Raw genomic sequence first — 24005 nt, 5'->3', positions numbered from 1 at the left:
CGTAAACCGCGTCGTCATGTCCGTCCCCAGGCGCGGTGAATAAGTGTCGTGATCTCCGAATTCACCGCGTCGAGCGATTCAATCGCCCGGTCATAGGTTGAGCGGGTAAAAGACGACTTCTCCACCTCATAGAGCGTCTGTTTCGTCAGGCCCGCATCCGAGATCGCTGTCGATTTGAGCATGGGATTTTCGAGGATCTGGCCAGCAAGCATGGACTGCATGAAGCCGACCATCTGGGCTTGCGGAATGTCTGTCGGTTCGTACCGCGTGATCAGATAGCGGAACCAATCGAGTTCGATCGCCGCGCCAGCGGCTTTGATGGTCTTCAAGATGCCGCCGAGCATCAAAAGGAACTGGCTCATCGACATCAGGTCGAGCATTTGGGGATGAACGGTGATCAGAACGGACGTCGCCGCCGACATGGCCGTTAGAGTCAGATAGCCAAGTTGCGGAGGACAGTCGACGACGACCACGTCATAGCGGTCGTCCACCTCGGACAAGGCGTTTGCAATCCTGACGAAGAACTGCCGCCCGGCAGCGGAGGATTTGTCCTGCATAGCGAGCGGCGTGTCATACTCGTACTCTTGCAGCTCGAGATTGGCCGGAATGATATCCAGGCCAGGAAAATTCGTCGGCACGATCACATCGGAGATCGGCCGGCGCTCGTCATCGTAACGGATCGCCTCATAGAGCGAGAGGTTGCGGTCGAGTTCCGGTTGAAATCCATGCAGAGCAGACAGCGAGGCTTGCGGGTCGAGATCGATCGCGAGGACCCGGTGACCTGTCAGAGCCAAGTGCTGGGCAAGGTGGGCGGCAGTCGTTGTCTTGCCGCTGCCCCCTTTGAAATTGACGACCGCAACGACCTGGAGCTTGTCGCCGGGTTTGCGGTGCGGGACATACTTCTTGACCTCGGTCCTGCCATGCTGGTCCAGAAAATGGCGAAGTTCGAGTATCTGCGCGGCCGTGTAGGAGCGGCGCCCGGAAGGCATCTGTTCCGGCAAAGGACCCTTGCGCTCAAGGTGTAGCCGCTTCAGATTGTTTTGCGACACACCGAGATAGTGGGCGACTTCTGCCATCGAAAATGAACGCAGCGTCTTGGTCGCGTTGGGTGGAAATTTCTCCATGCGCAACTGATTGAGGCGTCGCGATATCTCAGCACCCTGCTCGAGGATTTTGTCATCGAACTCGAAGCGTGGTAGCCGCATGGCGATATTCATTCTTGTCGAAACCTGAATTGGCGCTTTTTGCGAAGAAACTATTCAACAAGCGCCATTAAGCTCCGATTCGGACAGCCCGGCAAGAAGTTTTGGGTTAACAGAAGGTTAACGCCACCAGCAGGCGTCTTACTGCCGAATAGCGAGATCGTCGCCATAGCGGCTGCTTGTCGTCTGAACCCAGGACTCTGCCGCTGCGTGGCTAAATGCATGTTTTCTCTGCGACAAGGGCAAGTTTTTACCGCAGTAAAGATCGCGCCAGTCAAAGGTCGAGGGTGGCACAAGCGGACCGGTGCCTGGCAGGGCGGTTCCAACCCGCCCAGCGCTGACGGACGCCATCCGCCAAGCGCTGCTCAAACCGCACAGGGGCGCTGCAATTTTTGATCCTCATTGGCGCGCCCGATTGCGATCGATCCACGGGAATCCAGTTTTACATGTCGTAAAGGGCTCTGTCGGAAATCGAGCCACTGAGATCATTGGGCAGCTCACATTGCAGCGATCCTGGTAGGGCAGGGCGGCTGCCCTTGCGACTTCAGCGATGCCGGTCGAGTCTGCCTGCCATTGCCGACCGCAAACCCGGATGGCGACGCAGGCGCAAGGGCGCCGTGACAAGCAACTTCAAGAGGCCGCAATCGTCGATCGCGGCGCGACCGGTGTTGCGTTGAGAGAAGGAGTTGAACGGCTGCGTTGAGCAGCCTGCACTCTAGACGTGCCGATATGAATGGCTCTCGAATTGGCAGAGGATAGCGAGGTGGGGTTGCCCCGCCGGTGGAGCACTCTGCGTCTGCCTGCCGAGACTGCGCTGGATCGGTACGAGAAGCCAAGTCAGGGCTGGACCACGGATCGGGCACCGCCGCCCGCCTTGCAAACATGCCTCGGCGTTTTCGAATGCGCGCACGACCAATTGAAACGGCCCATGCCACAGCTGTACGTCAGAGGAGCCAAGTTTCTGAAGGCCTCGTGAAGTCGCACGATTAGGACAATGGGTTCGCAGGTCCGTTCTGAAGAATGGCTGCTCTTGCTGGGTCCGCGGAATTATCACCGACCTCAGATAGAGATGTTCGGAGATATTCGTTGACATCGTTTGCCCCCTGACGGAACTATCACGCATCTGAGATGCGAGATAATTCCTTGCTTCATCTGGCCGGAAAGACAATAAATCCCAAGCGTGCCCATCTGCGCTCGCAAGCAGGCGAATTGGTTCAGCTCGTTCGCGGTATCTATGTCGATGCTGCCGATGACATCGAGACCACGATCCTGAACCATGCCGTTCGGATCGCACGTTATCTCTATCCAACGGCGTATCTGTCATCGGCAAGTGCGATTCTGCTCGGACCTACGCCGGACGGGCGGCTTTTTATCAGCGGGCGACGCAACCAGCGCACCCGCCTACGCACCCTCGAGATTATTCAAAATGAGGCGCCAGCCCACCCGTCGACGATGGGCGTTGTTGTTGGAGATGACATGGGGGAGTTGCGCACCGATGCTTCGTCCCCACGACAGGGGTTTTTGGAAGCGTTCCGGCTGCGCGGCGAGCATGCGAGTGCGATACCCGGGCAGATGCGGGCACAACTTGCTGTGCGTCTCATCGGTGAGTTTGGATCGCCGCAAGCAGCCGCGGACGCGGTTTGGGCGCTCGCCCGTGAGAACAGCTGGTGTCGGGAAGGGCAGGGGGCAGAACGCTATCTTTCGGCGCGGGCCGACGCCGGCAAATCGCCGGCAACAAGTCCGCATTGGAGTTTCTCGTTGCCTGGCACGGGATCTCGCTTGGACAGCTGATCCATGACGGTTTCGAGAGGCGGTGGAAGCCTGCTCACCGAACAGGCGGCACGCTGCTCATTCGCGAGACGATCCCAGGCAACTTGCCACCGTTCATCGTGTCGCTCTTGCCGGAGGAGTGGCTCGCCCACATTGCGTCAGCGCGATGGAGCGCGACGTCCTCAGAAAGCGCTGAATGTCCAAAAAACTGAAGGACCGTGCGGAGCTTGCCGATCTTCGTCGAGACACCGCAGGGCGAGCTTCTGGCCTTCTTGAAGGCCGGCCTGTTCACCGGTTCCTATGCAGGCCGGCGAGGAGGTCTCGCTGGGTCAGTAGCGGCCGTGAAGTGCCGCCAAGAGGAGTTCAGCGTTTCGGCCGGTTGACCTCGATTTATCATGAAGGCGCCGGATCTGCTCCTAGGCTCCAGCGCGTGCTGAACGCGCGCCAGAAGCGGCTCTCAATGGCGGCAAAGTGCCAGGCGAACAGTCGATCTCAGCGTAGCGGCTGCACTCTGCCTTTTAGCGCAGTGCCTGCTCCAGATAGTCGCTGAAGGCGCGGGCTTTCTGCGAAGGGCGTCGCCCGGCGGGGAACACGACAAAGGCGGTCACCGGCTCGAGGCTGTAGTCAGGAAGGATTTCAACCAGAGCTCCCGAGACAAGCTCGTCCGCGCACATCCACCTCGATGCGATCGCAATACCGAGGCCGGCGCTCGCACAAGCGATAGCACCTGCGGCAGAGCGGGTTCGCACGCGCGGGCTGACGGGCTGAACCTCGGTAACGCCTTCGCGATGGGCGGTCCAATTCTGATCGCCCGTATCACTGGGACCGCCAATGAGATGGTGCTGACTAAGCTCGGCGAGTTTTGTCGGTGTGCCGCGTCGTGCGAGATAGGTAGACGCGGCCACGAACAAACGGCGGCTAGCGGCAAGTTTACGCGCCACGAAACTGGAGTCCGGCTGGTTGCCCAGGCGGAGCGCCATGTCTGCGCCTTCTGCGACGAGATTCTCGTAGCGGTCGGACATCATGAGATCGACCTTGAGCAAAGGATGCCGCTCCAAGAAACCATGCAGCAGCGGTACGATCTGCCGCACCCCATAAGTCGCCGGCAGAGCCACCCGCAATATCCCCGACAACTGATCCGCCCCACGCGCTGCGCTCTCCGCCTCTTCGATCCCAGCAAGTGCCTCGCGCGCCCGGGAAAGCAGCGCCTCGCCGGCATCAGTTAGCGAAAGTTCGCGGGTCGTACGCGTGAGTAGCTTGACGCCCAGCCGTTCTTCCAGCGCCGCGACCGTCCGCGAGACGGAGGGTTGCGACAATCCGAACTCTCGGGCCACTTTCGAGAAGCTGCCGGTTTCCACCGTGCGAACGAACATCGCGAGTTGCTGGAGCCGATCATTCATACGGAATACGTATACATTATATGAGATCGGCAGCGCTACTCGCCGATTTGCGCATGATTTAACTCCTGAGCAACACGCCACTCAACGGCGGTTCACAAAGCTGAAAGGAGTAAGACCATGGACAATCTCAGGGGCAAAGTAGCAATAGTGACCGGCGCATCGAAGGGCATAGGCGCGGAAATCGCCCGGCAGTTCGCCGAGGCGGGCGCGGCCGTTGTCGTCAACTACGCGTCGAACAAGAGCGATGCCGACAAGGTGGTGGGCGAGATCCTGGGCGGCCACGGCAAGGCCGTTGCGATCCAGGCGGACGTAAGCAAGAGCGCCGACGTTAAGCGGCTGTTCGCCGAAACGAAGACCGCGTTCGGAAGGCCCAGTATCCTCGTCAACAATGCGGGCGTGTACCGCTTCGCCCCTTTGGAGGAGGTGACGGAAGCAGAATTCCATCGCCAGTTCGACACCAACGTGCTGAGCATCCTCCTAACGACGCAGGAAGCCGTAAACGCCTTTGGCCCTGCCGGCGGCAGCGTAATCAATCTTAGTACGATTTCGAGCACCAATCCTGTGCCGAATTCGGTCATCTATTCCGCCTCGAAGAGCGCGGTGGATACAATCACCAAGGCGCTCGCCAACGAGCTCGTGGGCCGCAATATCCGCGTCAACGCGATCGCACCCGGCATGACCGAGACCGAGGGTCTGGCGGTGGCAGGCATCGAAGGTGAGACTGCCAGAAATATCGGAGCAACCTTGCCGATGGGCCGACTGGGACGGCCCGATGACATTGCGCGCGTCGCAATCTTCCTCGCTTCGGACCAATCCGCCTGGCTGACAGGCGAACGCATCACGGCCTCCGGCGGCCAGCGTTAGGCGGCCGGCCTTTCTTCGACGGCACTGCGGGAGCGTCTTGGAGTCGGCCTCCCTCATATCCTTCATCCAGAACTGACGGAGAGAACTCATGTCTGAGCCCGAACAATATGACGTGGTGATCCTCGGCAGCGGCCAAGGCGGCAAGCTGCTCGCATGGCACCTGGCCCGCGCGGGAAAGAAGGTTGCGGTCGTGGAACGCCGATGGATCGGCGGCTCCTGTCCAGCCGTCGCTTGCCTGCCGAGTAAGAATGAACTCTGGAGCGCGCGGGTCGCACACCTCACCCGTCACGCCGCGGAGTTCGGAACGGTCATCGGACCCGCTGTGACCGACATGGCGCAGGTCCGCCGCCGCAAGCAGGACATGATCGACCGGGAGGTCGCCTTCCATCTCAACGCCTACGAAACCAGCGGCGCGGAGCTAATCATGGGGAGCGGCCGTTTTGTGGCGCCAAAGACGCTCGAAGTGGCTTTGAACGGCGGCGGCACGCGACTGCTCGTTGGTGATAAAGTCGCAATCAATGTCGGCACGCATGCGGCCATTCCGAGCATTCCCGGCCTTGAGGCGGCACGACCGCTTACACACATCGAAGCCCTGGAGCTCGATGTCTTGCCACCGCATCTGATCGTGCTCGGCGGCGGCTATGTCGGCCTTGAGCTGGCGCAGGCCTACCGCCGTTTCGGCAGCCGCGTGACCGTAATAGAAGCCGGTCCTCAACTCGTCGGCCGCGAAGATCCTGACGTCGCCGATGAGATGCGTCGGCTTCTTGCTGGCGAAGGTATCGAGTTCCTTATAGGGGCGGAGCCTCTCAATGTGCATGGCCGCTCTGGCGAAGGCATCAGCGTGGCCGTGCGCACCTCATCAGGCGAGCCGACGTTGGAGGGCAGCCATCTCCTTGTTGCGGCGGGGCGCGTGCCGAACACTGCCGGAATTGGTCTCGAAAAACTTGGCGTCGAAATCGACGGACGCGGCTACATTCGGGTCAACGAGCGGCTGGAGACGAGCGCGCCTGATGTTCTGGCGCTAGGCGAATGCGCCGGCAGCCCGCAGTTCACGCATGTCTCCGTCGACGACTTCCGCATCGTCAGGGACAATCTGGCAGGCGGCAACCGCAGCACGCGCGATCGGCTGGTGCCCTACACGATGTTCACCGACCCGCCGCTTGCCCGTGTCGGGCTAAGCGAAGGCGAAACACAACGCCAGGGTGTCAGCGTGCGCGTCGCAAAGTTGCCGATGAGCAGCGTCTTGCGCACCGAAGCAACTGAGGAAACCCAAGGGTTCATGAAGGCTGTCGTGGGCGGGGATGATGACCGTATCCTAGGGTTCACGATGATCGGTTCCGAAGCCGGCGAGGTCTTGGCTGCCATCCAGACTGCCATGCTGGCGAAGCTGCCGTACCCGAAGCTTCGCGATGCCGTCATCACGCACCTGACGATCGCAGAGGGACTAGGAGCTCTCTTCTCCAACGTGCCGCCTAGGTCGAATCAATAGCGATGAAAACATCACAGGCAGGTCCAGTTGATATGACGGGATCTGTCTGCGTCTGACCTGCACATTAAAAATTGACGCTCGAGCGACGCAGCCAACGGTCTGCATCGGATCGGTCCCGACTATGCAACCGGGCACCTCAACGTTCTCCCCGGACTGATCTGTATTTCGAAGCTGCGGGTTCGTTCTCCGGTGCGGTCCTTGAACGGTTCTGTAATCAGAAGCAGCCCGGCCACGAGACTTTTCCTGCAAAGAAACGTCGGAGGGCCATAGCGACAACAACGCAGAGGGAAAGATCGCCTATCGTAACGGCCGAGGTACCGTTGCAAGCATCTGGATCTTGGATGTGAGGCGGTCGATATCTCTTCGACCTGATTTCGAGAAGGCTACCGCGCGGGGTTCTCTGGATCGCCAATGTGCGTATGCTATGCGTGGACTATCGAACAATAACGAATTGTTTTTCGTGAGGGAGCTGAGAGGCGCCACAGGGTGTTCCCACCGGGAGGTAACAAGGTCGAAGATGCGGCGCAATGATGATTTTCCGGAATGGATTTCCGTAACTGATGCAGCGCCGCATCCACAGATGAACGAAAAAGGTGGGCTTTCTGCCCGCAATGCCCGGGGTGCAGGAATTCCTGAGCGCGAACTTCTCGCGCAAATTAGCGCTTGCCGATATGGCCGCGGTTTGCGGGCTTTCATCCTCTCATTTTGTGCGGGCTTTCTCCAGGACAGTCGGGGCGCCGCCGCATCACTACGTTCTCAATCTGCGGCTCGACTTGGCGGAGAGACTGCTTGCCGACAAGCGCATGGCCATTGCGGAGATCGCCCATGTGAGCGGGGTTCTCTAGCCAAAGCCACTTTACGACCGTCATGAAGAAATGCCGGCATCTAACGCCGGCGCAGGCGCGGGTGGGCAAGGTTATACGCGAAGCTTAGGCTGCATGCTGGAAGGCGGCTGGGCGCGAGGAGATGGAGGACGGCGTGTCGAGCGTTAACATAAGCGTCGGGCCATTGCACGTCGCTCGATGCGTGACTGGATGCGGGCTTCCGCTGGCTGGCTGAAATTTGGTTGGCCTTTACCGCCGCAAGGCGCGCCGCAAGCTTGGCAGGGGCGCAGGAAGAACCAACCCATTGGGATCTCCAGAGCTTCAGCTTCGGCGGAGGCAAAGGGTCGACGTGGTGCGCGGCTCGACGCACCGTACAGGGCCAGCAGCGGCATGCGGCGAAGCGCAGGCCAGTCTCCCTGGTTCGATCCCGGAAGTCCATCTAGATCGATTGAGACAAGCGGAACCTAATTCCATAACCTGGTATCTACCAGCCCTGCCGACCATACCAGTCATCGACATCTCGGCGTACGCGATCCTTCTCGATGCCGTAGCGTTCCTGGATCAGGCCCTCGAGCTGATCGCGTTTGCCGCCAATGCGGTCGATATCATCATCAGTGAGCTTGCCCCACTGTTCCTTGACTTTACCTTTGACCTGCTTCCAATTTCCTTCGACGCGGTTCCAATCCATCGTGGCTTCTCCTTCGAATCACACATCGGAAGAACGGACATATCGCCCTCGAGTTCCGCTATAATCGGGAGAGGCGGGCTGGGAAGATGGTGGCGCACGTTGGTTTGATCGGCGCGATGATCATTGCGGAAGTTTCTAAGCGCTCCCATCCGTTTCGCTATCCTCATCGATTTGGCGCACCGGCAGGTAGGCGTTGGTTTCCAGCCACTCGCGCAACACAATCTGAATGAGATCTGACCGGCCGATCTTCATCTCTCCGGCGATCGAGTTCAGCGCGTCTTCTGTTGCCGGCTCCAGGGGAACGCCAGCGACGTTTCGCAGCATCAAGGCGGCGCGGCGAAGGATAACTTGAAGATCCGGCCGCGGCATGTCCGCGATGCGGTCGGCGGCACGCTCAAGCTCTTCGGCAATGGATGCGCGGGTCATGGCTCCATTTTTGCCACACCGGCGGTGGCCTGCCCAGTACAAGGGCAGGATTTAGTTCGCGTCAGGCGACTTTGGCCGTGGGTTTGGCAGGAGGTTTCTTCCGAGGGACCGGCTTCCGCCCCAGACCCGACGCCTTTGCCAAAGCGGACCGCTGTTCCGCATAGTTCGGCGCCACCATCGGGTAGTCGGCTGGCAATTTTCACTTGGCACGGTATTCATCGGCCGTCATGCCAAGGTAACGAAGGTGGCGTTTCAGCGATTTGAACTTCTTGCCGTCGTCAAGACAGATGATGAAGTCCGCAGTAACCGACTTCTTTGGATTGACCGCGGGGACCTGCATCTCAACTGCCGGCGCGGCAGGCTTGCTCAGACCAGGCAGGGAAGCGTGTAGAGACGCAATGAGGTTTGGCAGTTCGCCGGCCGGCACGGGGTTGTTGCTGACATATGCGGCGACAACACCCGCGGTTAGCTCGACAATCTCAGTGACACTATTGGTCCGCTCCGGCAATTATTGGAACTCCTATTGCTTCGGCACCTTCTACTTGGGATTTGCCTCTTCGCAATTCGCGAAAGAGCAAAACGTTCTGCGGTTGTAGATTGGCGCGATCGTATACGACCGCGCTGGCGGGTGTCCCGGTGTGTCATACTCTCAAGATGATGCAAAGCCAGGCGACCAGAAGATCGCGCCAAAGCCTCGAAATTGCGGCCTAATTCGGCTTCACGTCGCGGTGCGGGCAGTCCTGCACTTCAATCGACGTTCAGGGGCCGCATCTCGAACGCTGGCGACGCGGATGTCCGTCGCGCGCTCCACGATGCTGACGGCGGCGAACCGCCGGTCCGCATTTCGCGGCAGGAGCGGCGCAGCCCGGTTGCCGTGCTGTTTCATCATATTCGGTCATCAGCGAAAGTCGCTGACCTGACCTTGGTCGTGTGTGACGCGTATCGACATCATACCGGGTTGGCGTCCGGTCGTCACCGTCGACCCTTCGATGAGGACGCCGCCTGAATGGCGCTTGGCGCCCCAATCTTGTCAACTCCTCCACGACAAATTCGGCCATCGATGGCTCCTGAAAGCCCGCCCAGCGCGTCAGCCGTATCCCGCGGTTTTCTGGATCCAGTGCTCGGCCTCTAGTGCTGCAAATTATTCTGGAGACTTGAGGTTCCGGTAACTTGCGAATTCGAACTCACTGATCTTGCGCGTGCCGAGATCGGTGACGCGCACCCAGGGTTTGCCGGATGTTCGCCCGGGCTTCAGTGGTCGCTGGACGACCTTCACAACGGCATGAACATGGCTGTGGGCTTCCACTGAGGTGGTGCTGATCACCTTCGTGCCGTTCATCGCCTCAACTTTGAAACTTGCCATCGGCCCGATCTCTCCGAGGCGATCCTAGCCAAGTCCGAATTCGAACGGAACTGTCATGGCTGTTGCTGGTGAACAGGAATTGCTTGCTAAGGTGCTGGTGCACGAAGGCGGCTATTCGAAAGATGGGCGGCCTTGTTCGCTTAGGTGCAACTGATGGTTTGGGGGAGCGTTGCTACCCTTGGCCAGCATCGTCCTCCGCTGGCCGGCTCCCATGAAGCCCGTCACTGTTTCCGCAGTGGCGGGCTTTTTGACATCCGCTGACTGTGCGTATCGGCGCAGCAACTTTGGGGCAGTATCGGTGACAGACCGATGGCTTCGTACATCATACGACGACTCGCAGAAATAGACCCAAACCAGCTCTGCGGCGCCGGCCATCCGGAGCCGCGACAAGACCGACCCCTAGCGTTTACCCATTCGAGGCGTCCGGTCCGACAGGAACCATGCGGCGATCAGATCGTCGCCAGCAATCTGGCCGCGACCGTCATCCCCGATGCCGCGACCTTTCGGGAGGCCTCAGTGGTACGCGCCGTACCGTACTCTCTCGCCTGGAGATCAACCAGGCGCGCGACGAGGGCTAGCGACGTCTCGACTTTAGGGTTCATCATTTTCATTTGTCCGGTTGAATGGCGATCGACATGCACAACCCGCCGCCAACGTGGCGGCGGGTTGTGGGGTTCGTTCGAGGTCTCAGTCGTAGACTTTGACGATCTTGCGGGTGCTCGGGTCCACCAAAACCGTGCGGTTGTCGACCACCACATATCGGTATTTGACATTGGGAACCTCATGGAGCTCGACCGTGTCCGGCAGAGCCGTGCCGACATTCAGCTCAAGTCCGAGAAGGTTCACGGAAGCCAGCGGTTGCTTCTTCACGTATTGGCGCACGACGGTGTCCTGTTCCGGTGTGATGACCACATCCTGTGCCGCAACTGCGCCGACGCCGGCCAAAAGCAATAGCGCCGCAGCAGTGCTGGTAAGGTGTATCCTCATGGTTTTTCTCCTGTTGTTCCGGCGACAGCACAAATTTTCTGCGCGCCAGCCATCTGAACACGTCGGCAGGCCGAACGTTCCTCTAGCGGACTTCAGTCTGAACGCTGACCAGACCAAAGGCCGATCACAAAACGCGATGGTCTTACCTCTTGAGACTAGTCGGAACGGCTTAGGGGCCAGGGTAGTTGCTTCTCCAAATTCGGAGAAAGCAGATGGATAAAAGCATTGGCCAAGCGCGTTGGTTGCTCGCGCCAATTTTCGCGACAGCCGTCACATTTTTGGTGATCGGCATATTCCTTGGCTGACATGTCGTGGATCGGCACAGCTACGTCCCTTCCTGTGCTGATAGGACCCGCAAGCCGCCTCGGTGGCTGGCGGGCCCTCTATTTCAGTATGTTTGGTGAGCAAAAGACAATGACATCGATCCAGAGAACCAATGAGAGTGGCAAAGCAAACCAACCGGCAAATGACAACGATGATCCTGCGCCTGGGCTCTTGGACGCTGTTTCTTTGACGAATGAGGAAAACATTGTCGACCTTGTCAGGCGAACCGAGCGCGTGGCGATTTTGGTGGCGCTGGGAATGGGGGGCTGGTTGATGTTAGTCCCCGCAATCTACCTTGTACTGAGTACTGAGCCACCGAATATGAACGAACAATTGCGCCCGCTATAGGGCATTTGCCTCAGCCCGGTTTTGAAACTGAAACGCGCCGGTTCGAGGTGGGTGCCTATGTATTTGTGAGTATCTCGTTGGAACCACGCCAACCAGAGTGTCTGCGAATGAGATGGCGGCGAAGTTCGTGTAAACTTCAGGCAACTTTTTGACTTACTTGCAGAATCGGCTGCTGCAGCGGCGTCGAGCGATCCCGCTAGGGCGAAACTGTCCACAGCGCATCCAATTTGCCTGGGGTTCCTAGAAGCTTTTCGAACTTTCTGTCTTGCGGCTCCCGTCGAGATGCGCGCGCTTCTGAAGGAGGCCGGGGTGTCTGGATCCGCTGTGGTGCAACCTTGATCCAAGCATCTATGGGGGTTCGAGTCGGTAGAGCGCTACATCGCGAGACCCACTATCGACGAGGCGTTCTTCTACTACCGGCGGCACGCGGCTTAGTCAATTTTGGCGATGGAACCCATTGTCTCCGAAGGCAGAGGATCACAGGTTCGAATCATGGATTCCGACAGGAATCGAAATCTGTGACCCACAGATTAGGAATTTGTCAGACGGCCTTTCCCGTTGTTTCCCAATACCAGTCGTTGTATAATTGAAATGGTTCTAACATATTCAAGTTTTTGCGGTTTTCGTACTCCGCTGCCATGATGGCGTAGACAAAGCAACAGATCCAGACAGATCGAACAGGACGCAATTGCCGTACTAATCCCGCACTAACTTCATGACAGACCTTCGACTTGCCCTTACAGACCGCGCCGTCGCAAGCCTCCAGCCGGCGTCTTCAGGTCAATATTTTGCTCGGGACACCGACCTGCCGGGCTTCATGGTGCTGGTGGGCAAACGGAAAAAACGTTCGTCGTCCAGGGTGATCGAATGAAGGCGGGCAAGCGTCTTTCCGTCCGGATGAAGGTTGCCGAAGTTGGAGAACTCACAACGCGTGCGGCGCGGGCGAAGGCGAAGGACATTCTCGGCAAGATTGCCAACGGCATTGACCCTCGCGCGTCGACGCGCAAGCGGGACGGCGAAGCTGCAGCGGCTGATCTGCCATCGATTGCAAACCCCACCCTGCGCATTGCCTGGGAACGCTACCGCGACGGGCATATGAAGAACAAAGGCCGCAGCGACGGGACGATCAACAACTATCGCGATCACATCGAGCGGCTGTTAGCCGATTGGCTTGACGAGCCGCTTTCCAAGCTCGGCAACGATCCTTCCCTCGTGACTGTGCGACACGAGAAGCTCACCAAGGATAACGGCGCCTATATCGCCAATGGGTGCATGCGAACGCTGCGCGCCGTCTACAATCATGCCCGCAAGGCCGCCCGCACGCTTCCGGCGGACAACCCGGTCTCAGCCATAGACTGGAATGCCGAACATCGGCGCAACACGGCGCTGGGTCTTTCGGATCTCGAGCAATGGTTCTCCCAACTCGCGGTCTTGAAGAACCCTGTTCGGCGGGAGTTGCATCTGTTCATGCTGCTCTCGGGACATCGCCCTGAAGCGATCAGGAAGGCGCGGGTCGAGCATGTCGACTTTCGCGCGCGTGTCCTGCACATACCCAGGCCGAAGGGTGGTGAGGTCAAGGCATTCGATATACCGCTTTCCCGAGCCATGATCTGCTGTCTGGTTCGAGTGATGCGCATTGGTACAGCTCTCTATGGCGAGCAATCGCGTGAGTGGCTCTTCCCGGCCGACAGCGAAAGCGGTCACATCATCGAGCACAAGGAGAAGCGTAGCGATCTGTCGAAATGGGGGAATGACCTGCGGCAGACGTTCCGCACAATCGCCCAAGCTGTGGACGTTGCCGAGCTTGACGTTCACTTGCTGATGAACCACTCGATCCCAGGCGTCAATGCGGGCTACATCACACGCAACAAGCTGCTGAGCGACCACCTGCGCCTGCAGCAGCAAGCCATTTCACGACGGATGCTCGACGCCGGTCGATCGCGACAAAAGCCATCGAAGTCTTGCGCCTGGCCCGCCCTTCCCAGCAGGGGCCTACTTTCTGAGCTGATGAGCGGCAGGGATTAGCGGCATCAAACGTGTTCGGGGGTTCGGATGCGGGTATCGCTACGGCGCAAGGGAGCCGCCATGGTCATGCTCGTCAATCCGATTAGCTTGCGATACGCACTCGACTACCGGAACTATCCGCTCTGGCAGTCGCATGCGCACACGACCTACGCCTTCGTGCCGATCGAAGGGCCGATTGTCGCCTACAACGTCTATGGCAATCCCCCTGGCGCCGATGACGTCCGCGTCGGCCAGTGTAGAGCGATCAACCTCAATGCTCAGGCAACTTGAGAGCGTGGGGCTCGTTGATAATGCGGCCACACGTCGATCGACAGTGCATTTGGCAGGTGCACTGAATGACGCGAGCAATATTCTGCGGACCCAAGCAAACGGAACCGTAGTCCGAGAGTCGGTTCTGGCGGGGCCGAATGGGGTGATGAAGTTTGAGACGATCTGGGACGGGGCCAAACTCATCACTGGGAAGTTTTATGGAGGGCGGTGAAGGTGAGCGCGTCACTAAGATCGTGGGATTCAAAAAATCTCCTTTTGAACCACGTTGCCCAGCGGGGACCGAACGTTCTTCTCGTGGCGATGTAGAGGCGCCAAGGGGCTTTTACTCTTGGCCCGGGGATGGGGCTGATTCTTCTATCAAAGTAGGGATTATTGTCAGTCAAGCGAACGTCCCATCTGTAATGCGATCGCCAGCTGGTCGCTACTGTTTGTCTTGTTATGATAGGTCCATCTCCATTGTCGATTTGGAGGAGGGTATCTTAAAGAAGACACATCTGCTTGAGGATGTGTTTTTCAATTTATAGCCTGTAAAAATACCATCAGATACTTGCATTTCATCAGCTAGGTGTCGTCTCGATGTGTGACAAAGGGGAGGAGCTTTGGCGCTATATCTCCAGCGATATCCTGGAGAACTGGAACGTCGTAGGTGATCATCTTCTGCTCACCTGCACAGATGCGGGTCCGCCTATGGTGTTGAGTTTGACAAATGGAGAGATGGTGGCGTCTTGAGGAAGGCCCTTCTAGTGAACGGTAAGCGCGAGGCCGCCGTCGGCCAGAATCAGTGGCACGGCTCACGACCTAATCAACAGTCGTCACTTGCAGCCCTCGTTGGACCGCCGGACGTGCGAGTCCACGGTCCAGCCACGATTGCACGTGAGGAAAGTGGTCGAAGCCGACGAGTTCGCGAGCTTCGTAAAAGCCGATAAGATTGCGAACCCAGCCGAGCAGCGAAATATCGGCGATGGTATAGTCAGGGCCCATCACCCAGTCTCGACCTGCGAGCCGATTGTCGAGGACGCGTAGGAGCCTTGCCGATTCAGTTGCGTAGCGGTCGCGTGGACGCTTGTCCTCATACTCCTTGCCAGCGAACTTGTTGAAGAACCCGACCTGGCCGAACATGGGTCCGACTCCGCCCATCTGCCACATAACCCACTGGATCGTTTCATAGCGGGTGTTCGGGTCGGCCGAAATAAATTGCCCCGTCTTGTCGGCAAGATAGAGGAGGATGGCGCCCGACTCGAATAGCGCTAGCGGCGCGCCGCTCGGCCCGTTGGGATCGTAGATTGCCGGAATCTTGCCGTTCGGATTGAGCGCGAGAAACGCTGGGTCGTGGCTTTCGTCTGCCATGATATCAATCCGGTGCTCCTCATAGGGGAGTCTCGTCTCCTCAAGCATGATGCCGACCTTCACCCCATTGGGCGTCGGGAGGGAAAAGAGTTGCAGCAGGTCAGGGTGCTGCGCCGGCCAGCGTGTGAAAATCGGATGATCGAGCGTCACTTTCTGTCTCCAAAATAGTTGCGCCGAACCGAGCAGGAACTGATCCCATCACTCAGCTCGTGTTCGCTGAGCGCGAACTATTTTCGCTGAGCGCGACTATTATTGTCTTGTCGACCGACTTGTTGTCAGCCGGCGCGGTGACGCAGGCATTATTCTCGGCCCCGTCCGGGACCGGGTTTCTTGCGCGCAATACAGTGAAGAGCGCGGCTGCGAGAGCCAGCCCCCCATATCCCAAGGCGATCTGCGGTATTGTAAAGGTGCTTGAAAGCTTGCCGGAGATCAGGCTCGGGAAGGTGGCGCCGCTGTAGGAGAGAAGATAGATTGCACTGAAAATTGGCGCTCTGTCGGCAAGCTTGCTGCCATCCAGCAGCCCACGAGTGGCGGCGCTAATTGCGATACCTTGTCCGGCGCCGGCGACCATGGTGGCGAGGATAAACAACATCAGCGTGCCGGCATTGATCGCTGTGATGATACCGATCATGCCGGCCAGGAATGCGATCATGCCTACGCGTTGGGCCATTGCGGAGGTGAACCGGCCGCCGATGGGCGCGCCAAGGACGCTGGGAGCCATATAGGCAGCAAACACCGATCCGAGGATAAGCGGGCTGCGGGTGTGGAGTTGGTCTTCGACCAGCGCGGGAACGAAGGCTTGATAGAAAGCGCCTGTCGCCCAGGTGGCCAGGAATACCGCTGCGGCGACAGGGAGGAGAGGCCTGGCACGGGCCGGCACCTGTAATCGGGGCAATAGCGATCGCCATGCACCAGACGTCGGCGCTGCTGTTTCAGGACTGATCGCGATGAGCGCGGCAGACAGCAGCAGGAAGCCGACGCAGGCCAAGTAGATGACGTTGCGCGGCCAAGGACCAAACTGGACCAAGGCACCGGATACGATGGCGCCGACAGTGAGACCGAGCATCGGACCTTGGCTTGACGCAACGGAGGCCAGCCATTCCGGTCTGGCCGGTGCCGCGTCGACGATGTAGGAGGTGAGGCTGCTGCTCGCTAAACCGGTGCCAAGCCCCACCAGGAGCCGGCCGGCCAGCAGGATGCTGATGGCATGTACATTCAACAATAGCAGACAGCCAAGCATGATGAGGCCAAGGCTTGAGACTGCGGCTAGCCGGCGGCCCACGTGATTGGAAAGTCGTCCCAATGCCAACAGTGCACTGATCGTGCCAACGGCATATGCGACGACGGCCATGGATATTCCGGCGTTGGTAAACCCGTCTTCCGCCCGGTAGATGTTGTAGAGCGGGATCGGCGCGGCCGCCGCGGCGAACGAAGCTACCAAGGATATTACAGCTGATATGAAAGCCAGCCGGCGGTTCGCGCTCGGTCGTGCAATGTTGATCGCGGGTGCCCCATTTTGCATCGAGCTGTGCATCTCTATTTCACGCGGTTGAGTAATATCCACCATCGGTGGATGGCGCGTCGCTCGACGAAGCCTGTGACAGCGCCTCCGTCTCGTTGATCTGCGAGACGACGGTCATCCGCTCGAGCCTCGACGGGATGTGGGCGGCGCTGCGGCGTTCAGCCCGCCGTGCGCGTGCCCATCCCCGAGACCGGCGCGACCGGCTCCTCGGGTGCATTGAAGACTGACGTCGTGAGCAGTACAGCGATCGCTAAAATCCAATAGTACCAGGCGTCGAGCCCTACAAATTTAAAGACAAACGGTGCGATGATGAACACCACGCCCACGGCCCGATCGACCCAAAGGTGGAGCCAGTAAGGTATGATGCGCACGAGCCCGGTGGGATGGTCGGTCAGTGCAGGCAAGATCAGCGCCGCAATTCCGACAACAACCGAAAGCCATAGCGCCATCGGTCCGCTCTGGCCAAGCTTCAACAGAAATGGCGCTGCGATCAAGACGACAGCGACAGGGTAATCGATAAGGTAGGCGTGCATAGACTTGGTGACGAAGGGAAACGACATTGGTGACTCCTGTGCCTCTTGTCTTGGGTGCGTCGTCACGCCGATGAAAACGCATTCATCTCAGATGTCGATCTCGCCGCCCCTGATCGCCGGCATTCCATACAATCGCCTCAGATCAGGCCGTGTTGACGCATAGAAAGGCTATGCCGCCGTGCGAACGAGTGGAAATGCTTGATTGTTATTGTTTCCATTCCGCTTGTCTCGCGTCATGGTACGGAGAGGCGCATCACCAACGCCATTGTCAGTCGGGACGCCAAGAAAAATCAGGCGCCCGGGACGAGATTGCTACGGCATCTGACGATGCAGGTGGGGAGAGTATCGAAAGGACTAGGCGCAAAACGTCTTTCGACAGCCTATTCGTCGCGCCTCGCACGTCGCGGACTATCGCAGGGGATAGCGAGCGACATGTCGAAAGGCAGCTTTCTTCCACGTTGAAGCTATCAGGCGACCTCTTCAATAACGAGGTCTCTGCCATTAAACGACACCTCGTCGCCGGCGCGCTTTCCCTCCAATTCAGCGTAGATCGGCGCCTGCGTGGAGATGCCCATGATCTCATTGCCGTCGCATGTGAACTTGGCTGTCGACACGGCGATGACGAAATAACGACCGCCTAGTTTCACGACGGCGCCCTCCTCGATCATGCCTTTGGGGCCGAAGTCTATCCTGGAGAGCTTATCTATTTTGTCGGAATGTGAGTGAACGGTGTCATCGAAGGCTTCGGACAGGTCGCTCGCGAGCTCCGCCTGCGCTTGTTCGTCATCTTCGATCGGCTCGCTTCTATCAAGCCGGGCGCTCGCGACATACTCGAGGTATTTTTCTCTCGCACTCTCGAAGTCGCGAGTCTCCAGCGACAACATGGTCTGTTTCACGATCTGTTTGTTCATTTCAGGTCCTTTGTGAGGTAGGGCTTCCGGCCAGACTGTGATGGCGACGCTGGCAAACTCGACAATTATGCGGTCATTCGTTGTCGGGCACCTCGGCGCCTTGATAGGGGACTCTCTCAAGCCTGGGATCGCGGAGAATGCTGGTGACGAGCCAGACGTAGGATTGCTCCGCGGTATCGAACCCAAGAATCGAGAATGATTGCCCGAACGGGCACGGCGGGAAGTCAGGAAAGCCAATCCTCAGGACAAACCGCTCCGGATCCTTGTCGAACTCTTCCTTGAAGATCTTCCGCAGCCCATATCGGCTTGCGATTTCACCCTCGTTCTCGTGACGTATGGAGCGGTTCGCGTTTAGCTGTTCGAAGAGTTCTCGCGAGCATTCGCCGTCCAGTTCATCAAAGGCGTCGATCAACAGGCCTTTGCTGCCGGCTTTCCGGTTAGTGATCGCATAGATGTTTGAGCCGTCTCCAGCGTCCGGAGCGCTCTCGAACCTCTTCGCAAAATCGACCTGAATGTCGCCGGCGGCGACGGATTTTTCGGACGTCAGGTCGTAGAGCAGGCCGTCTCTTATGCGATACTCGTGGTCATACCCGTGTCCCAAGAGATCTGAAACCGCCACGACCATATCCTTCGCGTCGAGATTCATCTGCACTCTCCTAGCGTCGGCACGTCGTCCAACGCCAAACGCCGGGTTTGGCATTGGCCATTTGGAAGCGCCGTGCAGTTTTCGTTTCCACTCCCGGCATTGCGACGGGTGAGACTGGGGTCCTTTACGCGTCGGCCGCGGGATAGTTCGAGGGGAATAGCGCCCGCTTCGTTTCCTCGTCGTTGACCTTCTTGAAGTCGTGATCCTTTCCAACCGCGCGCGCCTTGGCGACCGCTGGGCGCGCGTCGATCGCCGTGAACCATCGCCTGATGTTGGGGAACGGCACCAAGGGATCCGTCGCGCCCTTCATGACGCGGGAAGCGCGATCGATCCAACCCCAGGCGGACATGTCGGCGATCGTATATTCGGACCCGACAATGTAATCCCGGCCTGCGAGTTGGCTGTCGAGTACCCGATAATGGCGCTCCGCTTCGCGGCGATATCTGTTGACGGCGTAGTCAAGACCCTCGGGAGCTGCAAACTGGAAATGTACGGCTTGCCCCGAGAACGGACCGAGGCCTGTACCGAGGAAAAACAGCCACGACAGAAGCTCGCCTCGGTCAGCCGGCTGGCCTAGGAAGCGACCGGCTTTTTCGGCGAGATACAGTAGAATGGCACTCGAATCGAAAACGCGTGCCTCTTTTCCGCCGGGACCTTCGGTGTCGACGATCGCGGGGACCTTGCCGTTAGGGTTTACGGCGCGAAATTCGGCCTGGTGCTGCTCGCCCTTGCTCGTGTCGACCGGCACCAGCTCATAAGGTAACCCCGACTCCTCCAAGAAAAGCGCAACCTTGGCTGGGTTGGGGGTCGGGTGGAAATAAAAGCGGATCATCGCGCTCACCTTCGGAGTTTCAGAGATTTCGCGCACGGGCCACGCGCGTCAGGCCGACGGGGCCGCTGGTTCGGTCGGCCCACGCGACATTGCCAAGACGTTTGCCGCTATGGAAGCAACGCCCTGTTATCGATTTCATTCCCGATGGTCTGCAGCGCCAATCCAAGCTGGTCGGTCCGACGGGCGGAAGCGCGATACGCCCGCCGATTCCCAGCCGGTTGGAGTCACGCCGGGACGTTTTCGGCGATCGGGGGCGCGGCCGGTTCTACACGTCGGTCGTAACGGACCGTCGGCGCCTGCATTGTGACGATTTCTTCACCGATTGTCGGATGCACCGCCATGGTCGACACAAAGTCATTCATGGTGGCTCCACTGCGAATTGCGATCGCCAGCACCTGGATCATTTCGCTGGCTTCCTCGGCGAAAATGTGGATGCCAAGGATCCGGTCCGTCTCGCAGTCTACGATGATTTTCAGAAGGGAGGTCTCGCAATCGCGTGTCAGGCCGGCCTTCAGCGGCTTGAAGCGCACCTTGTAGATGTCGACTGCGGGGTACTGCGCCCTCGCTTCCAGTTCGGTCATGCCAACGGTGCCGATCTCCGGGCTGGAGAAGACCGCCGTCGGCACATTGGAATAGTCGACCTGCCAATTGTTCTCCCCGAACACGCTATCGGCGAATGCGTGGCCTTCGCGGATCGCAACAGGTGTCAAGTTTATCTGGTTCGAGACGTCACCGACTGCATAGATGTTCGGGACATTTGTGCGAGAGCCTGCGTCGACAATAATCGCACCATTCGCGGCGGTCTTGACGCCCGCTCGGTCGAGCCCGAGGGCGGTCGTGTTCGGAGCGCGTCCAAAGGCAAGCAACACCTGGTCTGCCACCAGTCTGCCACCTTGTTCAGTCGTAACGTCGATTCCTCCCAAACCGCCGCCAGTTTGCCCGCGCCGGGGTTCAAGTCGACGTATGCTGTCACCGAGTATCAACTTGATGCCGCGGTTCGCATAGGACGCGGCGACGGCCTGGCGCACGTCCTCGTCAAAGCCGCGCAGGATATTACTTCCTCGGCAGACGACTGTGACGTCGCTTCCCAACGCAGCGAAAAGGCCCGCGAACTCAATGGCAATGTAACCGGCGCCGCCGATTACGAGCTTCCTCGGAAATGTCTTCAGGTCAAAGACGGCATCGGAGGTGATACCGAGTTCGATACCGTCGAAGGGAGGGAGTTCGGGCCTTGCACCCGTCGCAATCAGAATCTTGCGCGCACGTACGCGGCGACCGTCTTTGACCAGGCGAACCGTATGCGCGTCTTCAAGCACAGCACGGGACTTGACGACTTCGACGCCCGCATTTTCCTGACCGCTGCCGTAAAGTGCTTCCAGTCGTGCGATTTCGCGGTCCTTTGCGGCGACCAATGACGGCCAATCGAAACGCGGCATCGACAAACGCCAGCCGAACTCCGCCGCTTCGTCGAACTTGTCGCTGAAGCGACCCGCATAGACGAACAGCTTCTTTGGGACGCAGCCGCGGATGACGCATGTTCCGCCCAACCGGTACTCCTCGGCGAGCATCACTTTTGCGCCATGTCCCGATGCGACGCGGGCGGCCCGGACGCCTCCTGACCCGCCGCCGATCACGAACAGGTCGACGTCGAACTCCGTTGCGCAGGAAGCCGCTGAAGCGTCGCTTTGGACGGATTGCAATAGGTTCGTGTCGCTCAAGTTAAGCACCCAATCCGTTGTTTGCGGAGTTTCACATACGCGGCCTGATCGCATTCCGAGACGGCCCGATGCTTTGCGTCACTCTGGATTCGAACGGTGACGAGTCCTAGCTCACAGGACGCCACTTCGGACTTGCGGCGTCCTGTTTTGGACTTTCAGTACAATGGAATCGTCGAGAATCAGCCCGCCCGTGCGGTCTCGCGGAGGAACCAAGCTCTCTTCTCCGCGGCGTCGATATAGCCTTCCAGGAGGCTTGCAGTGGCAAGGTCCTCCAATTCGGCGCAGAGCTTGTGGGCCTGGCGCATCGAGGCGGCAAAGGCGTTGTTGTCTTCCATGAGTTCGGCCAGCATCGCGGCTGGCGCGACTTCCTCGGCCTCGTTATCCGCGATGGTGCGTAGTCGTGCCGCTTGGCCAAGTGAGCGGATCGTCACGCTATCCATCGCCCGGACACGTTCCGCGAGCGGGTCCACGACTTCAAGAATTTCGCTCGCCTGTTCGTCCAGCATGAGGTGATAGTCCCTGAAATGGGGGCCGCTCACGTGCCAGTGAAAGTTCTTCGTTTTGAGATAGAGCGACAGAGAATCGGCCAGAACCTGATTGATCTTCGCTGCGAAGGTCGCAAGCGAGTTTCGCAGCGCCGGCTCGTCTCGCTCCCCGTTTGGCACGTCTTCAACGTCTGTCGTCATGATCGTGGTCCCTTTCACTATTCGTGTTGCGTACTGTTTTTTTGTTTGATTGCAGGCTGAATGCGGCCTGCGCGAGCTGCAAGGCAGCGAGTTTTGGGGTGGATGGGGGGCAAAAAGACGGGAATCCGTCAGCCGCCGGTGAAGGCAGCGATCGCTTCCTTGATTTTCGCGACAGCGTAGCCGCCGACCTGCTCCAGTTCGACATGTGGCAGGTTCGGCATCTCGTCAGGTACCACGCCGCATCCGACGATTGCAGGGCCCGGGCACGCGAGTGCCTCGATCAAAATCGCCTCGAGTAGCGCGGGATCGCGGACGGTGAAACCCTGCGCGCCGCAAGCACGTGCCAGCACAGAATAATCGGGGTTTGGGAATTCGATCGCGTCGTGAAACGGAAGAATGCCCACGCTTTCCGCCTCGAGCGTGATGAGCCCGAAAGCCGCATTGTCGAAGACGACGACTTTGACGGGTAAACGGTGGTGGACCGCTGTCAGGAATTCGCCCATCAACATGTTGAAGCCGCCGTCCCCGGTAAGGACGATCACCTGTCGCGCGCGATCGAGCGCCTGTATTCCGTTTGCTTGCCCGAGTGCCGTGCCGACGGCCGCATTGTTGAACGAACCGGTAATGCGCTGTTTGCCGTTCTGTCGAATCCAGTTTCCTGACCAAAGGGTGTTGAGGCCCGTGTCGAAGACGAACACGGCATCGTCCTTCGCAAGGTCGCTAACCATGCGCGCTACAGCCTGTGGATGGATCTTGCCGCGGTTGCGCATCAGGTCGCTTTGCTTGTCGAGGAGTTCGTCCCAAGCGCGGCGGCTGCGCGCGACGCTGTCGAAGAATGTGCTATCGATTTTCTGTCGCAGTCTCGGCAAGAGCGCGGCGAGGGTCGGACGCACCGAACCTTGTACGCCGAGCACCGTCGACGTGCGTCGTCCAATCGCTACGGCCCGCTCATCGATCTGAATGACGTTTCCGTGGGTCGGCAGGAAATTGGAATAAGGGTAGTCTGTACCGAGCATAAGCAGGAGGTCGCACTCCTGGACCGCATTGTAGACCGGTTTGCTGCCGATCATGCCGAGCCCGCCCATCCATCGCGGATCGTCATATGCGATGATTTCCTTGCCGCGAACAGTGTGGACGAGCGGCGCCTTCAATCGGTCTGATAATGCGCGGAGCAGCTCTGCGGAGCCACGGCATCCCGCGCCGCACAGGATCGTGATCGACGTCGCTTCGTCGATGTGACGAGCAACCGCCTCAATTTCGTTCTCGCCAGGCGTGATCTCGCTGCGCGGACCAAGAGTTGCCACACTCGGAACGGCGTGTTCGACTTTGCTGGACAGCACGTCCTGGGGGAGCGTCAAATGCGCGACTCCTGGGCCCGCGTATGCGGAGGCGATCGCTTGATGGATCACGCCGGGCGCTTGTGCTGGCGCCGTTATCGTTTGGGTGTAGAGCGACACGTCGCGAAATAGCAGGTCCGGCTCGGTATACTGGTGATAGTCAATCCCTTTCAGACGTCGCGGCATCTCTCCCGACAACGCCAAGACAGGTGCATGGTCGCGCGCGGCCTCGTAGAGGCCAGCGACGAGGTGGGTGCTGCCAGGACCCGTTGTTCCGGCGCACACGGCGAGCTGGCCAGTCAGCTTGGCCTGGCCTGCCGCAGCCAATGCGGCTCCCTCTTCGTGGCGAACCCCGACCCATTCGATCTTGCTTTGCCGTACAGCGTCGCCCAGCGGATTGAGCGAGTCGCCGATCAAGCCGAAGATCTGCTTTACGCCGACCTCTTCCAGGACATCGACGAGGGCTTCTGCGACTGTACGCGACATGGATTAC

The 24005-nt window shown here is 59.1% G+C and carries 21 protein-coding genes and 1 pseudogene; 6 read left to right on the top strand and 16 right to left on the bottom strand.

All coding sequences use genetic code 11. The features are described from left to right. Positions 1 to 14 precede the first annotated feature (14 nt). The gene (gene repA, locus FJ959_RS12050; protein WP_140499712.1) at positions 15 to 1217 is read right to left on the bottom strand and encodes a plasmid partitioning protein RepA; all 1203 of its coding nucleotides are present in this window, start codon (positions 1215 to 1217) and stop codon (positions 15 to 17) included. Positions 1218 to 2345: 1128 nt separating this feature from the next. Here repA and FJ959_RS12045 point away from each other — a divergent pair. Next, the gene (locus FJ959_RS12045; RefSeq protein ID WP_210239514.1) at positions 2346 to 2993 is read left to right on the top strand and encodes a HipA domain-containing protein; all 648 of its coding nucleotides are present in this window, start codon (positions 2346 to 2348) and stop codon (positions 2991 to 2993) included. Positions 2994 to 3490: 497 nt separating this feature from the next. Here FJ959_RS12045 and FJ959_RS12040 read toward each other — a convergent pair whose 3' ends face one another. Continuing rightward, positions 3491 to 4372, bottom strand: coding sequence for a LysR family transcriptional regulator (locus FJ959_RS12040; RefSeq protein WP_140499714.1), 882 nt, complete (start codon positions 4370 to 4372; stop codon positions 3491 to 3493). A gap of 117 nt (positions 4373 to 4489) precedes the next feature. On the opposite strand from FJ959_RS12040, the gene FJ959_RS12035 reads away from it, so the two are divergent. The 3 genes from FJ959_RS12035 (at position 4490) to FJ959_RS32175 (ending at position 7570) form a co-directional block, all read left to right on the top strand. Continuing rightward, positions 4490 to 5236: a glucose 1-dehydrogenase gene (locus FJ959_RS12035; protein ID WP_140499716.1), complete on the top strand. Its 747-nt coding sequence runs from the start codon at positions 4490 to 4492 to the stop codon at positions 5234 to 5236. A gap of 88 nt (positions 5237 to 5324) precedes the next feature. Next, on the top strand, positions 5325 to 6725 hold the full coding sequence (locus FJ959_RS12030; protein ID WP_140581538.1) for a mercuric reductase: 1401 nt from the start codon (positions 5325 to 5327) through the stop codon (positions 6723 to 6725). Between the two features lie 593 nt (positions 6726 to 7318). Next, complete coding sequence (locus tag FJ959_RS32175) at positions 7319 to 7570, top strand: AraC family transcriptional regulator (protein ID WP_224646664.1); 252 nt, start codon at positions 7319 to 7321, stop codon at positions 7568 to 7570. 463 nt (positions 7571 to 8033) lie between these two features. On the opposite strand, the gene FJ959_RS12020 is transcribed toward FJ959_RS32175, so the two are convergent. The 5 genes and pseudogenes from FJ959_RS12020 to FJ959_RS12000 all read right to left on the bottom strand — a co-directional run bounded on the left by FJ959_RS12020 (position 8034) and on the right by FJ959_RS12000 (position 11013). Beyond that, positions 8034 to 8237, bottom strand: a complete 204-nt coding sequence (locus tag FJ959_RS12020) for a CsbD family protein (protein WP_140499719.1) — start codon at positions 8235 to 8237, stop codon at positions 8034 to 8036. A gap of 135 nt (positions 8238 to 8372) precedes the next feature. Continuing rightward, positions 8373 to 8663, bottom strand: coding sequence for a hypothetical protein (locus FJ959_RS12015; RefSeq protein WP_140499721.1), 291 nt, complete (start codon positions 8661 to 8663; stop codon positions 8373 to 8375). A gap of 61 nt (positions 8664 to 8724) precedes the next feature. Further along, positions 8725 to 9171: pseudogene (locus tag FJ959_RS12010) on the bottom strand (MucR family transcriptional regulator). Positions 9172 to 9804: 633 nt separating this feature from the next. Then, on the bottom strand, positions 9805 to 10026 hold the full coding sequence (locus FJ959_RS12005; RefSeq protein WP_140499723.1) for a hypothetical protein: 222 nt from the start codon (positions 10024 to 10026) through the stop codon (positions 9805 to 9807). Positions 10027 to 10713: 687 nt separating this feature from the next. Continuing rightward, complete coding sequence (locus tag FJ959_RS12000; protein WP_140499724.1) at positions 10714 to 11013, bottom strand: DUF1236 domain-containing protein; 300 nt, start codon at positions 11011 to 11013, stop codon at positions 10714 to 10716. Between the two features lie 1539 nt (positions 11014 to 12552). Here FJ959_RS12000 and FJ959_RS11985 point away from each other — a divergent pair. Both FJ959_RS11985 and FJ959_RS11980 read left to right on the top strand, forming a co-directional pair. Continuing rightward, positions 12553 to 13710, top strand: a complete 1158-nt coding sequence (locus tag FJ959_RS11985) for an integrase (RefSeq protein WP_181171888.1) — start codon at positions 12553 to 12555, stop codon at positions 13708 to 13710. 60 nt (positions 13711 to 13770) lie between these two features. Then, on the top strand, positions 13771 to 13980 hold the full coding sequence (locus FJ959_RS11980; protein WP_140646434.1) for a hypothetical protein: 210 nt from the start codon (positions 13771 to 13773) through the stop codon (positions 13978 to 13980). A gap of 798 nt (positions 13981 to 14778) precedes the next feature. On the opposite strand, the gene FJ959_RS11975 is transcribed toward FJ959_RS11980, so the two are convergent. The 9 genes from FJ959_RS11975 to FJ959_RS11935 all read right to left on the bottom strand — a co-directional run bounded on the left by FJ959_RS11975 (position 14779) and on the right by FJ959_RS11935 (position 23998). Further along, positions 14779 to 15477 (bottom strand): glutathione S-transferase N-terminal domain-containing protein, encoded by a 699-nt coding sequence (locus FJ959_RS11975; protein ID WP_140581533.1) that lies wholly within the window; start codon positions 15475 to 15477, stop codon positions 14779 to 14781. A gap of 52 nt (positions 15478 to 15529) precedes the next feature. Continuing rightward, complete coding sequence (locus FJ959_RS11970; protein ID WP_246678964.1) at positions 15530 to 16894, bottom strand: MFS transporter; 1365 nt, start codon at positions 16892 to 16894, stop codon at positions 15530 to 15532. Between the two features lie 113 nt (positions 16895 to 17007). Further along, positions 17008 to 17409, bottom strand: coding sequence for a hypothetical protein (locus tag FJ959_RS11965; protein ID WP_140581530.1), 402 nt, complete (start codon positions 17407 to 17409; stop codon positions 17008 to 17010). Positions 17410 to 17849: 440 nt separating this feature from the next. Then, a complete protein-coding gene (locus FJ959_RS11960) occupies positions 17850 to 18293 on the bottom strand; it encodes a hypothetical protein (protein WP_140581527.1) in 444 nt (147 codons plus the stop codon). A gap of 73 nt (positions 18294 to 18366) precedes the next feature. Next, a complete protein-coding gene (locus tag FJ959_RS11955; protein WP_140581525.1) occupies positions 18367 to 18939 on the bottom strand; it encodes a hypothetical protein in 573 nt (190 codons plus the stop codon). Positions 18940 to 19063: 124 nt separating this feature from the next. Then, positions 19064 to 19771, bottom strand: coding sequence for a glutathione S-transferase C-terminal domain-containing protein (locus FJ959_RS11950; protein ID WP_140581522.1), 708 nt, complete (start codon positions 19769 to 19771; stop codon positions 19064 to 19066). A 224-nt stretch (positions 19772 to 19995) separates the two neighbouring features. Beyond that, a complete protein-coding gene (gorA, locus tag FJ959_RS11945) occupies positions 19996 to 21471 on the bottom strand; it encodes a glutathione-disulfide reductase (protein WP_224704936.1) in 1476 nt (491 codons plus the stop codon). Between the two features lie 197 nt (positions 21472 to 21668). After that, positions 21669 to 22175, bottom strand: coding sequence for a DNA starvation/stationary phase protection protein (locus FJ959_RS11940; RefSeq protein ID WP_140581517.1), 507 nt, complete (start codon positions 22173 to 22175; stop codon positions 21669 to 21671). Between the two features lie 128 nt (positions 22176 to 22303). Further along, positions 22304 to 23998 (bottom strand): thiamine pyrophosphate-binding protein, encoded by a 1695-nt coding sequence (locus tag FJ959_RS11935; protein WP_140630258.1) that lies wholly within the window; start codon positions 23996 to 23998, stop codon positions 22304 to 22306. Between the last annotated feature and the right edge of the window lie 7 nt (positions 23999 to 24005).

The sequence above is a fragment of the Mesorhizobium sp. B2-2-4 genome (assembly GCF_006442375.1).
Lineage (GTDB): Bacteria > Pseudomonadota > Alphaproteobacteria > Rhizobiales > Rhizobiaceae > Mesorhizobium.
Note: the sequence above shows the minus strand (reverse complement) of the source record. Positions and strands in the feature narration are given on the sequence as shown.

Coding starts and splice junctions, on each gene's coding strand:
- FJ959_RS11960 (WP_140581527.1), bottom strand. CDS start 18,293: ATGAACAAACAGATCGTGAAACAGACCATGTTGTCGCTGGAGACTCGC.
- FJ959_RS12020 (WP_140499719.1), bottom strand. CDS start 8,237: ATGGATTGGAACCGCGTCGAAGGAAATTGGAAGCAGGTCAAAGGTAAA.
- FJ959_RS12000 (WP_140499724.1), bottom strand. CDS start 11,013: ATGAGGATACACCTTACCAGCACTGCTGCGGCGCTATTGCTTTTGGCC.
- FJ959_RS11935 (WP_140630258.1), bottom strand. CDS start 23,998: ATGTCGCGTACAGTCGCAGAAGCCCTCGTCGATGTCCTGGAAGAGGTC.
- FJ959_RS11955 (WP_140581525.1), bottom strand. CDS start 18,939: ATGAATCTCGACGCGAAGGATATGGTCGTGGCGGTTTCAGATCTCTTG.
- FJ959_RS12005 (WP_140499723.1), bottom strand. CDS start 10,026: ATGGCAAGTTTCAAAGTTGAGGCGATGAACGGCACGAAGGTGATCAGC.
- FJ959_RS11985 (WP_181171888.1), top strand. CDS start 12,553: ATGAAGGCGGGCAAGCGTCTTTCCGTCCGGATGAAGGTTGCCGAAGTT.
- FJ959_RS11970 (WP_246678964.1), bottom strand. CDS start 16,894: ATGGTGGATATTACTCAACCGCGTGAAATAGAGATGCACAGCTCGATG.
- FJ959_RS12015 (WP_140499721.1), bottom strand. CDS start 8,663: ATGACCCGCGCATCCATTGCCGAAGAGCTTGAGCGTGCCGCCGACCGC.
- repA (WP_140499712.1), bottom strand. CDS start 1,217: ATGAATATCGCCATGCGGCTACCACGCTTCGAGTTCGATGACAAAATC.
- FJ959_RS12040 (WP_140499714.1), bottom strand. CDS start 4,372: ATGAATGATCGGCTCCAGCAACTCGCGATGTTCGTTCGCACGGTGGAA.
- FJ959_RS11940 (WP_140581517.1), bottom strand. CDS start 22,175: ATGACGACAGACGTTGAAGACGTGCCAAACGGGGAGCGAGACGAGCCG.
- FJ959_RS11980 (WP_140646434.1), top strand. CDS start 13,771: ATGGTCATGCTCGTCAATCCGATTAGCTTGCGATACGCACTCGACTAC.
- FJ959_RS12035 (WP_140499716.1), top strand. CDS start 4,490: ATGGACAATCTCAGGGGCAAAGTAGCAATAGTGACCGGCGCATCGAAG.
- FJ959_RS12030 (WP_140581538.1), top strand. CDS start 5,325: ATGTCTGAGCCCGAACAATATGACGTGGTGATCCTCGGCAGCGGCCAA.
- FJ959_RS11950 (WP_140581522.1), bottom strand. CDS start 19,771: ATGATCCGCTTTTATTTCCACCCGACCCCCAACCCAGCCAAGGTTGCG.
- FJ959_RS11965 (WP_140581530.1), bottom strand. CDS start 17,409: ATGTCGTTTCCCTTCGTCACCAAGTCTATGCACGCCTACCTTATCGAT.